Annotated in this window: 10 protein-coding genes; 2 read left to right on the top strand and 8 right to left on the bottom strand. The window is 62.0% G+C overall.

Going from position 1 to position 13,257, the window contains the following annotated elements; all coding sequences use genetic code 11:
• The 5 genes from PA598K_RS37350 to trpB all read right to left on the bottom strand — a co-directional run.
• Window positions 1-1,294: DUF5682 family protein (locus PA598K_RS37350; protein WP_221414150.1), on the bottom strand; the 1,294-nt coding region annotated here is incomplete at its 3' end.
• Window positions 1,291-2,394 (bottom strand): ATP-binding protein, encoded by a 1,104-nt coding sequence (locus tag PA598K_RS17945; RefSeq protein WP_128658285.1) that lies wholly within the window; start codon window positions 2,392-2,394, stop codon window positions 1,291-1,293. The genes PA598K_RS37350 and PA598K_RS17945, both read right to left, overlap by 4 nt.
• A complete protein-coding gene (locus PA598K_RS17940; protein ID WP_128658284.1) occupies window positions 2,394-4,241 on the bottom strand; it encodes a hypothetical protein in 1,848 nt (615 codons plus the stop codon). The genes PA598K_RS17945 and PA598K_RS17940 overlap by 1 nt, the downstream gene beginning before the upstream one ends.
• A 70-nt stretch (window positions 4,242-4,311) precedes the next feature.
• On the bottom strand, window positions 4,312-5,769 hold the full coding sequence (locus PA598K_RS17935; protein WP_128658283.1) for an SWIM zinc finger family protein: 1,458 nt from the start codon (window positions 5,767-5,769) through the stop codon (window positions 4,312-4,314).
• 467 nt (window positions 5,770-6,236) lie between these two features.
• Window positions 6,237-7,403: a tryptophan synthase subunit beta gene (gene trpB / locus PA598K_RS17930; protein ID WP_128658282.1), complete on the bottom strand. Its 1,167-nt coding sequence runs from the start codon at window positions 7,401-7,403 to the stop codon at window positions 6,237-6,239.
• A gap of 294 nt (window positions 7,404-7,697) precedes the next feature.
• Between trpB and PA598K_RS17925 the strand changes: the two genes are divergently transcribed.
• Both PA598K_RS17925 and PA598K_RS17920 read left to right on the top strand, forming a co-directional pair.
• Window positions 7,698-8,216, top strand: a complete 519-nt coding sequence (locus PA598K_RS17925; RefSeq protein WP_260405474.1) for a MarR family winged helix-turn-helix transcriptional regulator — start codon at window positions 7,698-7,700, stop codon at window positions 8,214-8,216.
• Complete coding sequence (locus PA598K_RS17920; protein ID WP_128658281.1) at window positions 8,213-9,604, top strand: MFS transporter; 1,392 nt, start codon at window positions 8,213-8,215, stop codon at window positions 9,602-9,604. Before PA598K_RS17925 ends, PA598K_RS17920 begins: the two co-directional genes overlap by 4 nt.
• A 526-nt stretch (window positions 9,605-10,130) precedes the next feature.
• Here the strand turns inward: PA598K_RS17920 and PA598K_RS17915 are convergent.
• The 3 genes from PA598K_RS17915 to PA598K_RS17905 all read right to left on the bottom strand — a co-directional run.
• Complete coding sequence (locus PA598K_RS17915) at window positions 10,131-11,153, bottom strand: ABC transporter substrate-binding protein (RefSeq protein WP_128658280.1); 1,023 nt, start codon at window positions 11,151-11,153, stop codon at window positions 10,131-10,133.
• Window positions 11,154-11,387: 234 nt separating this feature from the next.
• Window positions 11,388-12,551, bottom strand: a complete 1,164-nt coding sequence (locus tag PA598K_RS17910) for a M20 family metallopeptidase (RefSeq protein WP_128658279.1) — start codon at window positions 12,549-12,551, stop codon at window positions 11,388-11,390.
• A 15-nt stretch (window positions 12,552-12,566) separates the two neighbouring features.
• The coding region (locus PA598K_RS17905; RefSeq protein ID WP_185602075.1) for an alanine racemase at window positions 12,567-13,257 on the bottom strand (691 nt) is incomplete at its 5' end.

Raw genomic sequence — 13,257 nt, 5'->3', positions numbered from 1 at the left:
CGATCACCTCGGCCGTCGAGCGGAACGTCCCGCTCTCCCGCAGCCTAGACGCCACTCCGGCCAGATAGCTGTACGGCAGCTGCTGGAGCTGCCCGCGCTGCATCGCCTGCCACATCGCCTCGTAGTAGCCGGGCACGTGATTGCCCGCGCCGTAGCCCGACAGCGACGACAGTCGGTAGTACGAAAAAGGCATCAGCGTCCGCCGCGCGGCGACCTGCGGCAGGCGCGCCAGCTCGTCGTCGGTCATCGCCCCCTCGGTCGTCTCCAGCGCATCCGCATGGTAGGCGCCGCAGACGACGAAGATCCGTCCAGGCTCGTGACCGGCGTCCAGCGCAGCCAGGATGGCGCGCTTCATATAGCTCTCTCGCACCGCATTATGGGCGAATGCGCGCGCCGAGCGGCGGCGCTCGCCATCGACCGTCAGCTCGCGCAGCGAGCTGGAGAACGCCCGGATCGCCAGCCGGTACGCATCCGGCGACAGGTTGTGCTCGTAGTGACGCTCCCAGTACGTATCGTAATCCGGCTCGCCCGCAGCGGCGGCGATCCGCGCATACAGCCCGGCCTCGCCCTCCTCGGGGGCGCCATCGTCTGGGGAAGACGTCGGATCGGACGCAGGAGCAGCCGAGGGAGCAGCCCCAGAAGCGTCCGCACCGGCGGCCGGAGACGTAGCGCCTGTGGCGGGCACGCCGCCGCCAGCGCCGTCATCAGCCACGTCGGCAGACGGACCCGTCGACTGCGGCTCATCCTGGACACCGTCGGCGCCGAGCGCAGTCTCGCTGGCTCCCGCACCAGGCCGCTCCGCCTCCGTATAGCCAGCATCCGGTGTATGGACGTCAGCCCGCGGCTCGCCGGACGGCCTGCCTTCCGTCGCTGCACCATCCCCTGACGCGCCGCCCCCTTCCGCCTCGTCAGGCGCAGTCGACCGCCCCTGCTCCGCCTGGCGTTCCGCTTCGCGATCCAGCGCCAGCGTCACGCCAGACGGCAGATCGATGAAGGCCGCCTCTGCGCCGTGCCGGTCCGCCCACTGGAGCGCCGCATATTCGGGCGAATACGAGGCGAACGGCCACAGCACCGTCCGCACCGGCACCTGCTCGGTATAAGCGAGGATGGCCACAGGCGGCTGCGTGTCGCGACGCACCAGATGACGGATCTCATCGGTCGCGTCGGACGGCCCCTCCACGAGTACGATGGTCGGCTGGACCCGATCCAGCTCGCGCAGCAGATGCCATGCGCCGCCCGGCGACAGATGCCGGATGCCGAAGACCTGGATGCCTGCGGCAGCGGCGCTGCTCATGAATTAAGCTCCTGACAGGCGTTGTACAGTCCTCGCCACGCTTCGCCGCGCTTCTTCATGATGTTGGTGAGATACTCCTGCCAGACGAGCCGATCCTTGTCGTCGTCCTTGACGACAGCGCCCTGCAGGCCTGCCGCGAGGTCAGCGTCGCGCAGCTCGCCGTCGCCGAAGCTGGCTGCGAGCGCCATGCTGCCGGTGAGCAGCGAGATCGCCTCCGCCGTCGAGATCGCGCCCCCTGGCGACTTGATCTTCTCCTTTTGATCCAGCGACATGCCGCTGCGCAGCTCGCGGAAGATGGTGACGACCTTGCGCAGCGCCTCCTCGCCCGGCACCGCCGCCTGCAGATCGTACTGCGCCGCGATCTCGCCGACGCGCTTGCGGACGATCTCGATCTCCGTCTCCAGATCGGACGGCGCTGGCAGGACGATGATGTTGAAGCGCCGTTTGAGCGCCGCCGACATGTCATTGACCCCGCGATCGCGCGTATTGGCCGTGGCGATGATGGAGAAGCCTTTGCGAGCGTTCATCTCTCGGCCCAGCTCGGCGATCGAGATCGTCTTCTCGGAGAGGATGGAGATGAGCGCATCCTGCACCTCCGAGGCGCAGCGCGAGATCTCCTCGAACCGCGCGATCCCGCCCGCCTCCATCGCCCGCATGATCGGACTCTTGACCAGCGCCTCCGGCGTCGGTCCGTTCGCCAGCAGCATCGCATAGTTCCACGAATACCGCACCTGCTCCTCGGTCGTGCCCGCAGTCCCTTGTACGACCAGCCCGGAATTTCCGTAGATAGCCGCGGTCAGATTTTCCGACAGCCACGACTTGGCGGTGCCCGGCTCGCCGATCAACAGCAGCGCCCGGTCCGTCACCAGCGTCGCGATCGCCATCTCGACGAGCCGCTTGTTGCCAATATACTTGGGCGTGATCTTCACGCCGCCGGCCTCCCCGCCGGTGATGAAGGTCAGCACGGACTGCGGCGACATCTGCCAGCCTGCCGGCACCTTGCCGGTATCGGCTGCCTTCAGCGCCTCCAGCTCGTGGCGATACAGCAGCTCGGCTGGCTGGCGCAGCACCTCCTCCAAGCTCTGTTGGTCCATTGTCATTATGCTTGCACCTCGCTCATAGATTCGATGATGATCTGCAGCTGCTGCGCCGCCTCATGACCGGCCTGCTGCCGCAAGGCCTCCAGGCGCTCACGGTAGTCGGCAGGCAGCTTCTTCAGCTCGTAGAACACGCTATTGTTCAGGTGGTAACGCAGACGCTTGCGCTTCTCCAACCCGCGCAGCATCGCTTCCCGACTAATCGCCGGGTCGGCCCCGCAGCGTCGCAGACCTTCCCATACGACGACGAAGTCGTCCTGGAAGTCCTTGAAGGCCTTCTCCATCTCTCCCAGCAGGAAGGTCTCGGCGATCTGCACAGCCTCTATCTCCTCAGGGGTGCGAGCGTAGGTCTTGGAGACGAGCATCGCGACCAGCTTCGTCGCCTTGCGGGCGAGCGCCCACGGCAGCCAGCGCCGATCGTAACGGGCGACCATCTCCGACTCCGACAGCATCTTCGTCACGTACTCGTAGCCCGGAGCCCCTTCCCAGGTGCGCTCGACCTCCTGCCAGTTGGACCGGGCCAGCTCATTCTCCATCAGATCGACCAATTCGTCCTTATAGGCGCCACGATCGTAGCTGGCAAAGGCGTCGTACACCTCAGCCGGCGACAACAGCGCGCCAGCCATCTCATACGCGTGGTAGAGATAGCTGGCATGCACCTTCTCGAGTCGGCGCAGCTTGGCGAGCAGCTCCGGCGAAGGAGAAGCGCCGGCAGCTTGAGCAGCCTCATGCAGCAGATTTTCCAGATTCAGCTTGTGCAGCTGCGGCCCCGCATCGAGCAGCCGGTGTACGAGCGCCCGCTTCTCCTCCGAATCCTTGCCATACATCGCCCGCCAGTACAAGGGCAGCCGCTGCTGCAGCGCAGCGGCCTGCTTGGACGCATCGCCGCTCTTCAGCTTGCCGTCTGCGGTCAACGCCTCCTCCAGCAGCGCCAGGGCATCACGGGCGAGCTGCGGCGCGAGCGGGTGCTGCTCGGCAAAGTACAGCGCATCCGCCGCCAGGCTCGCATCGGCCTCACTCATCGCCTCGTACAGCCTGCGACTCGCCTGCTCGCTGCCGCTCTCGGCGAGCGCAACGTAGGCGACGGCGCGGATCGCCTTTTTGCCGTCTTCGATCCAGCGGAGCAGCGCCTCCTCATACTCCGGCCGTCCCGCCAGCATCGGGATGGCCGCTTCCCGCACCGCCGCCGAGCCGCCATCGGCGGCCGCATATACCTCGGCCCACTCCTCGGCGGTCTCCGCCAGCTTGGCCAGCACCTCGACCGCCCGGGCATCGCCCTTGCCGCCGGATGGATCGAAGTGCTCCCGCAGTAGCGGCAGGATGGCGCGGCCGTAGGCAGGCAGGATGACGTCGCAGGCATAATCGGCGAGCTCGGCATACGGGTCTTTCAAGGCGCGAATCGCCGGCTGGACGAGCCGCAGATCGCGGAACAGGCCATCCTCGAACGCCTGGACGACGATCTCATGACGCCCGCCGCCCGTCGTCCCCAGCGCGTCGATCACCTCGGATAGACGTCGGTAAGACTGATCCGTCGGCAGTTGCACCGGCAGGCTGTCCAGCTCCCTCAGTTCGCCCTCCGGCGCATAACCGCCCTGCGTATGCAGCACCGAGCTGAGCAGCAGCGTCAGCTCCTGCAGCTGCGCGGCGGACGCGCGATCCTCCCCGGCCGTCGGCTCCGTCAGCGCCTGGGCGGCTTCGCCGAGCCGCTTGAAGACCGGCGCCTTCTCTCCGGCCTGGAGCAGACCGGGCACGAGGCGCTTGAGGCGGAAGTCGCCCGCCGCCAGATCGCTCCCGGCGATATACAGTCGCGACACCTCGGTATAGAGCTCCTTTAATAAGACGACGCTCATAGTCGTAGACCTCCTGTATGATCATAATGCAACCTATATTCAATCTGAGAGTAACGCGCGTGTCTCTCAGCTACCACAGACGAGTGATGCGCGACGCATGGATCACGGCCAGCGGCTGCGCCTCCAGACGCTGCCGCTCCGGCACATGGCGGAACATCAGCACGAGCACCGCATCCTGAAGTTCGGAGACAGGCAGCAGACGCAGCAGCTGCGTCGTCGGCTGCCAGCCCGGAATATCGGCCAGCTGCAGCTTGCCCCCTGCTCCATCGACCAACACCGGCTGCCCGTCCGCCGTCGCCAGCACGGAGGCGACATGCAGCAGCAACACCGGACTCTTGTTGCCGAGCGGGTCCTTCAGCTCGCCGCGCACCTTTTTGACCGCCTCGGCGACCGATGTCTCCGCCGACTGGCGGGCCAGCTGCAGCTCGCGCGAGCCCGCCGGCGACGATGCCGTCTGCTCCATGCGGACCCGGCGATTCCACGTACCCGGGTATACATACAGCTCGCCTGCCCGGACGAGCCGGTCGTTGCTGTCCTCGGCCCGGATATGCTTGGCGGCCTTGTAGGGGCGATAGTTCAATGTGCGGTGCACCTCGCCGCTGCCCAGCTCCACCCAGTAGCCGACATCGACATACTCTGCCCGCGCCGGGTCGTCATAGCTCGCGAAGGCCAGCTGGAGCAGCTCTCGCTCGGTGCGGACGAGCCCATGCGCCTGCAGCTCCGACAGCTGCCAGGCGTGGCCGAGCCATTCCTCGATTGCCGTCTCCACATCCGGTTGCAGCTCAGGGTCCTGCAGCTTGGCCTCGAGATAGGGACGGCCTTTGCGGATCAGGGCGTGGATGCGCAGCAGCTGCTCGACCGCCGAGCTGTAGAGCTGCTCCTGCGCATCGGGCTGCTTGGACGCTCGCTCGAGCGCCAGCGCCAGACCGCGCAGCTCATTTTGCGCGCCGGGCAGATAGCTGTTGCCGAGCGACTTGACGCCCTCTCGGAGCTGGGTGACGACGCGCTTGTCGGCCGTCCCGAGACCGCTGCGGATGAGCGACTGCGTCAGCTTCTCCAGCAGCTCGAGCCCTTCGAGTTGGGCCTGGATCTTCTTGACCCAGGCCGCCTTGTTCACCTTCTTGGGCTTGGCTGGCGCCTCTACGCCTACGGCCGTCTCCTCCTGCGCAGCTTTGCGAGCGGAGCGCTTCTCGGCCTTCTCGCGCTTGGCCTCCAGCTCGGCAGGCACCTCGGCGACCGTGAACTCGGCGCCCCCCGCATAAGCATACAGCAGCGCCAGTCCGTGCTTGCACGGGAACTGACGACTCGGGCAGTTGCAGCGGACGAGCGGCGTTTCGCCATCCTTGAAGTCCGCTGAGCAGCTGTAGGCCGAAGCCCCGCTGCCCGCGCATTCGCCGAACAGCAGCGTCTCATCCTCCGACTTATGTAGCTTGGTCAGCTTGTTTTTTTTCACCAGATCGCGGCCGTTCTTGGCAGCAGCGCTGTTAGGCGCCAGCGAATCGACGATGGATTCGGTCAATGCGTTCATCACTCTACTCCTCTCTACTCAAGCGAAGCGTTGGTCCTGCATCTTTCTAGGTCATATTATACCAAGTACCCGCAACCGCGTCGCTCGTACCATAGCCCTAAATAGAGAACATACGATCCCCTAATATCGCCATCCTCCCCGCTTGGAGCGACCCAACATGCGCCAACAGCCCTACAACTCGCGAAAGGCGAGTCGTAGGGCTGTAAAAATGGGTATAGGCAGAGCTGGTGTGCGTGGCGGCGGGACCGCAGGCGCGAGAGGACAAAAACGCCAGTGCGTCGAGCAGGGCGCGTTTGCCCAAATCGCATTGCGGGGCGCTTATCTCACGGCACCGGCACCTTCACTGTTGCGTGGCGCTTCGCTCGCTGTGCTCTATCGTTCACTGTTGCTTGTCCTCATGCTGCCCGCTGTTCCTTTGCGTCAGTGATCTTGCGTTGAGACAATGGTTCGTATGCTGCCCGGCGCTGCTAGCCCTTCAGCATATGGAATACTTGCTCAACGTCCTTGTCGCCGCGGCCCGACAGGTTGATGATGACGAGCTGGTCGCGCGTCATCGACGGGGCCAGCTTCTTGGCGTAGGCGACCGCGTGCGCGCTCTCCAGCGCCGGGATGATACCCTCGGTGCGGGACAGCTCCTGGAACGCCGCCAGCACTTCTTCGTTGGTGACCGTCGCATACTCGGCGCGGCCTGTCACCTTCAGATGGCTATGCTCCGGTCCGATGCCGGGATAGTCGAGCCCTGCCGCGATCGAATACGTCTTGCGCGGCTCTCCATGCTCGTCCAGCAGCACCAGGCATTTGAAGCCGTGGATTGTGCCCGGGACACCCTCGGAGAGCGTAGGCGCCTGATCCGGCTCGACGCCGATCAGCCGGACACTCGGCTCGTCGAGATAGTGCGCGAAAGCGCCAATCGCGTTGCTGCCGCCGCCCGCGCAAGCGATGACGGCATCCGGCAGACGGCCTTCCTTCTCGACGATCTGGCGCTTCGACTCCTCGCTGATGACGGACTGGAAGTGCTTGACCATCGTGGGGAACGGATGCGGTCCGACCGCAGAGCCGAGCAAGTAAAACGTGTTTTTGTAGTTTTGGACCAGATCGCCGAGCGCCTCGTCCACGGCATCCTTCAAGCGGCCCTGGCCCTTATCGACCGGGACGACCGTGGCGCCCAGCAACTCCATGCGGAACACGTTAAGCGCCTGACGGCGCGTGTCCTCCGCCCCCATGTAGATGACGCACTCCATGTTGAACATCGCGCAGGCAGTCGCTGTAGCGACGCCGTGCTGGCCGGCACCCGTCTCGGCGATGATTCGCTTCGCGCCCATCCGCTTGGCGAGCAGGATCTGGCCGATCGCGTTGTTAATCTTATGCGCGCCTGTATGGTTGAGGTCTTCGCGCTTCAGGTAGATCTTGGGTCCGCCCCAAGCGTCCGTCAGCCGCTCCGCGTATGTCAGCGGGCTCTGCCGCCCCACATAATCGCGCAGGTAATAAGCCAGCTCCTCCTGGAACTCCGGGTCTTCCTTGAACTTGTTGAACTGTGCAGTCAGGTAGTCCATGACCTCCTGCAGCTCAGGCGGCACGAAGCTGCCTCCGAACTCTCCGAAATACCCTTCCCGATTCAAGCTCTGTTCCTCCATCCGCAAGCGCCTCCAATAGTAGATAATAAGATGCCAATGCTATTATTCTAGCACGAAAACTGGGGTCCCGTGGCGAAGATTTCTGGACCCAGGGCGAAGCGCTTAGATGGCTAGAGATATCCTCGATCCTGAAACCTGTGAGTTAGGGACTTGCCCCGAAAAAATTAGTTGCAATAACCTCCTATATCCGATAAGATGAACAACAGAATTAGTTGCAATAGCATGCTATCTTCGCCAATTGTTCCACGTGGAGCTATTTTGGCAGGCCGGCAAGCGCAAGCAGAGGAGCAGATTATGATGGAGAATGAAAAGGAACCCCTGGCGTCGCAGCCGTATGCCAACGGCAGTTCGTCATGCGAACAATCGCCACCGTCGGCGGGCAAGTACGTGTCCGGGATCTATCGGCATCTGCAGATCCTGATCGCTGAGGAGATGAAGCCCTACCGGATCGGCAGCGGACAATACATCTTCCTGACGACGATCTCCGACCATGAGGGCATCACGCAAAAGGGGCTTAGCGAGGCGCTGCTCATCGACAAGACGACGACGGCCAAGGCGATCAACAAGCTGGAGGCGGAGGGCTACGTTAAGCGGGTAGCGTCCCTGGCGGATCAGCGATGCAATCAGCTATACCTGACAGAGGCTGGCCACGCTGTGATACCGTATGTGCGCGAGCGGCTGCGGTCGCTCGTCGGGGTGAGCCGCAAAGGTATGACCGATGACGAGTACGAGATGCTGATCTCGCTGTTGCAGCGCATGCTGAGCAATGTGTGCGAGGAGTTGCATCGCAGAGGAGGAGCTGACGAACGATGAACAAAAGTACGACGCAAGCAAAACCGACCCTGAACGGGAAATCGGAACCAAGCAAGCAGCCAGGTAATGCCATCGTCTATCTGCTCGGCTGTCTGCTGCTGTTCTCCGTCATGAATGTTACGGTATTTAATGTGGCGCTGCCCGAAATCTCAGGCGATCTGGAGATTGCGCCGGGACTGGCCGGCTGGGTCATGACCGGCTACTCGATGATCTATGCGATCGGCTCGCTGATGTACGGCAAGCTGGCTGACCTGTTCCCGCTGAAACGACTGATGACGATCGGCATCCTGCTGTTCGCCGCAGGCTCGATCCTCGGCTTCCTGTCCGAAGGCTATGGATGGCTGCTCGCCGGTCGACTGCTGCAGTCGGCAGGGGCCTCTTCGATCCCGGCGCTGGCGATGCTCATCCCGGCTCGCTACTTCCCGCCGGAGCGGCGCGGCGCCGTGCTCGGGCTGATCGCCTCCTTTATCGCCCTGTCCGCTGGCATCGGGCCGATCATCGGCGGCTTCGTCACAGGCGCGCTGCATTGGAAATATCTATTCCTGCTGTCGCTAGGCACGCTGCTCGTGCTGCCTTTCCTGCGCCGCGCCTTGCCGGACGAACAGCGTCAGCCCGGGACGATCGATACGATCGGCGCAGGTCTGCTCGCTGCCGCGGTAGCGACGCTGATGTTGACCATTACGAGCTTGGGCAGCGTACAGAGCGCTATCTGCGGCGCGAGCTTCGTCATCCTGATCCTCTTGTTCCTAATGCGCAGCCGTCGCGTGCGCGATCCGTTCATCGCACTATCGCTGTTCACCGAGGGACCGTATCGCATCGCCATCATGGCGATGGTCCTCTCCTCGATGACCGGCTTTAGCCTGATGCTGCTCATGCCGCTCATGCTGGAATCGATGTTCCACTTGGACGCGGCGCAGATCGGCTTGGTGCTGTTCCCGTCAGCGATGGCGGCAGGATTCATGGGTCGAATTGGCGGCCGCTGGACCGACCGGTTCGGCAGCATCCCGATCCTGCTGATGGCGGCCCTGTTGATGATTAGCGGTTTCGTGCTGCTCGCTTCGCTGTCCTGGGCTGGCGGATGGATCGTGGCGGCCGCGCTTATCCTGCCCAACATCGGCTTTGTCTTCATCCAGTCCGCGATGTCCAAGCTCGTCTCGCTGCTGTTGCCCAAGGAGCGTCTTGGTTCGGGGATGGGGGTATTCAGCATGACGAACTTCCTCTCCGGCGCGATCGGCGGGGCGCTCACGACGACCGCCGTCGGCTGGGGCGTGCCGTTCCCGGCGATCCTGCTGGCGATGGCCTGCCTGCTCGTGCTGCAGATGTTTGTCATCCAGTTCATCCTGCGAGATCGGGTCGGCTCCAAGCTGTTCGTCGCTACAGATCGATAGGTCGGCTGCACAGATCCAAGACCGCCAAGGACCAGAGCAACAATGTCGTTTTTGTCGCGGTTGGTGCTCTTATCGTTGATTGAGGCTAACCATGCTTGCTCAACCACAAACCAAGGGCTTGGTCCACATGCGGACCAAGCCCTTGGTTATTCTATGCTCGCAGATTGTTGCAGCACATCCTGTCCTATCGGTCCAGACAGGATCACGACCCGCTCGCTTCGCAGTGCTCCAGGCGATTGATCCTGCCCCAGTCCCACCCGCCATATCCGGGACCTTGCAGAGCCGGAGGAGTACGCTCAGTCCGACCATGTCGGGCACGCTCTTGCTTAACAGCAATAATGCCTCTATTTATGCTCCAAAGCGCGTCCAATCGAGATTTTAATGCAAAAGTGCAGTTGTTTTTGGGAAAAGTCATATCTTCAGGCAAATCCGCCTCATTTAAGTGCGCATTTGCATTTATTTACTTGTTTCCATCTTGTTTCGTCGCAAATAAATGTACTTTTGCATGTAATTATAGGGCAATCTACTAGTCCGCCAGCAAGCTATCGGCGATGAAGGTCAACTGGCCGTCCAGCGACATCGGATCGTTGTACGTATCCGATTCGGGGTCCAGTTGGAAGACATGATTATTTTTCACTGCTGGCAACGATGACCATAGCGGGTTGTCATAGACGAGAGCCGGATCGCTGTCATCTCCCGACCAGCGGCTCGTGAAGATGATGTCGCCCGCATACTCTGGCAGCACCTCCAGCGAGATCGAGGCAAAGCCGGTACCGCTATCGATCGCCTCGGCCTGTGGCTTTGGCGGAGCCTTCAGCTCGAACTCGCCATAGATGATCTCTCCGCCTCGACCGTAGTTGTGGCCGAACACATATACTCCGCCCGCGTAAGGATTAAGGATGGATACGGTACGATCGCCGACAGCTTGCTGTACCTGCGGCTTCAGCTCGTCGATCCGCGTCTCCCACTGCTCGATCCATGTCGTAGCAGCCTCTTCGCGATTGGTCAGCTTGCCCAACTCGCGCATCAGGTCCTTGAAGTGAAGCTCGCCATAGTTAATCTGCACGACTGGCGCAACCTTCTCTAATTGGTCGATACCATCTGTGCCTGCATAGACGAGGATCAGATCCGGCTTCAGCTCGACCAATTGCTCTACCGTTGGCAGTTGACCCAAGTCGGCTGTACCTTGAGCCGCAAGCTGGTCCTTAATATACTTGTTGTTCATCGCTCCGGTCAGTGCGCCGACGACCGGGGCGTCGAGCGCTACAAAATAGCCCGTCGTAAACGCCGTCAGGTCGACGATCCGCTCTGGATTGGCAGGCACCATCACTTCTCCGGCTGCCGACTGGTAAGCGACCATCGCCGGTTCAGCGTCCGCATTGGCGGCTGGCGTCTCCGCCTCCTCTGTAGACGGTGCAGTATTCGCTGTCCCCGCTCCCTTATTCGCACCACTCGATTCGCTTGTCTTATCCGACTGTCCACAGGCGCTTGCTACCAACAGTACCGCCAATGCCATGACCAGCCACATCCATCGTCCCGTTTGCTTCAACGTCAAGCCCACCTTTATTTAATAATAATGATAATCATTATCAAATAATATCACAAGTGAGTGTGCTATACAATGCTTCCTTGGGAGCCTAAGCGTATACACCCCGAATAGAGGGGCGCTTGCCAGCCTCCATTCCAGACTTTCCACGTAGAGATGACGCCTATGCTGGGCGTACCGCACAGAAGCCGCCCTCTTCCTGACGGAAGAGAGCGGCTTTATCGGCTATTCCTTTTTCTAGGACTGCCAGCTTCTAATGAGATCGGTCATGATGTCTACCGCCTGTTCGACCTGTCTCAGCTCCACCCACTCGTCGGACGTGTGAGCCTGTGCGATGCTCCCTGGGCCGAAGACGACGGTCGGTACGCCAACCCGGACCAGCTTGCTGGCATCGCTGCAATAAGGGGCTCCCAGCAGCTGCGCGCCTCCCGTATGCAGAGTCGCTCTGGCAGCGAGCTGATCCACCAGCGGGTGGTCCGAAGCCGTTTCCATGGCATAGTCCAGGATGAACGGCTCACGAACCACAAGCCGCAGTCCCGGTGTACGTGCCGAGAGCTCCAGCAGATCATCTCGAATCGACGTCCATACTGCCATCGGCTCTTCACCCGGAACCGTCCGGCGATCGATGGTAATTTGACAGCGGTCGGGGATGACATTGGGTGAGCGCCCGCCGTGAATTTGAGTGACCGAGCACACAGGGGACCCAACCATGGGATGTACAAGCTCTATTCGCAGACGAGCAGCCTCCTCATTCACATATCGGATGACAGCCGTCATCTGCTCTATTGCATTAATAGCATGCTCCGGCTCCGAGCTATGCCCCGCTACTCCCTCAACCTCGACATAGAAGCGAATGACGCCTTTGTGCGCGGTCACGATCTGCAGCTCCGTCGGTTCGCCGACGATGGCGGCGGCATAGGCCAACTCTCCTTGCTCGATTCGACGTGCAAGCTCGGCCACGCCTCGATAATTAACCTCCTCATCGACAACGGCAGCGACATGAACATTGACCGGCAGCGGCTCCCCGCTTGCATGCAGCTTCTCCACAACAGCGAGCATCGCCGCGAGCGAGCCCTTGGTGTCGCAAGCTCCTCGGCCATACAACCGGCCATCTCTGCATTCGCCAGCATAGGGCGGGATGGTCATACCCTCCGTCTGTACGGTATCCATATGCGCTTCGAGCAGCAGCGTAGGCAGATGATCTCCCTGATCGAGCCGCACGATCACATTGTCTCGTCCGGCCACAGCTTCCTGGACCTCGAAGGGCAATCCGAGCCGTTCGCAAAACGTCTGGACATACCGGCCGATGTCCGCCTCGCCCGTGCCTCCCGGCAGCGCCGGGTTAATGCTTGGAATCCGGACAAGCTCCTGCAACAGTTGAATAACCCGTCGATCCTGCATGACATTCCTCCCCGATTAATCGACGCAGCCTCGTGCATCGATGACTATCCATTCCGCCAACTTGCCTTGCCGGACGCCTGCTACCCGATCGCATAGATTCGGCAGTACACAGGCATGGTTAGGAATGATCTCTACCCGGTCGCCAACCTTGAGCTCCGCCTGATCTGGCGAGTAGCGCACGAACCCATGCTCTTCGTTAAGCGACTCGATGCGAAGACTTGGCTGTCCGACAAGGATACCGAAGCCTTCCCGATGATGTGCCTTGTCGCCGGTCAGCGTCTTCGTCCCCGCATCGATGGTCGCATAGCCCGGCAGAGGCGTGCTGACGACGGTGGCAATCACCCGCAGCGCGCAATCCTCTTCACGGGCCAGCCCCATGGCGACGCCTGATGCATCGAAGAACACATAGTTGCCTGCACGCACCTCTGTTACGCCGGTCAGCTCCTCGCAGAACAACCCCGATGGCGAGGAGCCGGTGCTGATAATCTCCGCCGACAATCCCGCCGCATGCAGACTCGCAGCCATCTCGCGCATACATTGGGCTTCGCGTTGAACAGCGGAGCGCAATCCCTGCTCGGAGGACTCTCGGTAGATGGTGCCGAAATACCCCATCAATCCGCACAGCTCCAGCCCCTGCAGGCGGGACACCAGACGCGCGAAGCTTATGGTGTCCTCTCCCGGCTGGCGCCCGCCCCGGTGCAGACCC

The sequence above is a fragment of the Paenibacillus sp. 598K genome, assembly GCF_003851045.1.
Lineage (GTDB): Bacteria > Bacillota > Bacilli > Paenibacillales > Paenibacillaceae > Paenibacillus_D.
Note: the sequence above shows the minus strand (reverse complement) of the source record. Positions and strands in the feature narration are given on the sequence as shown.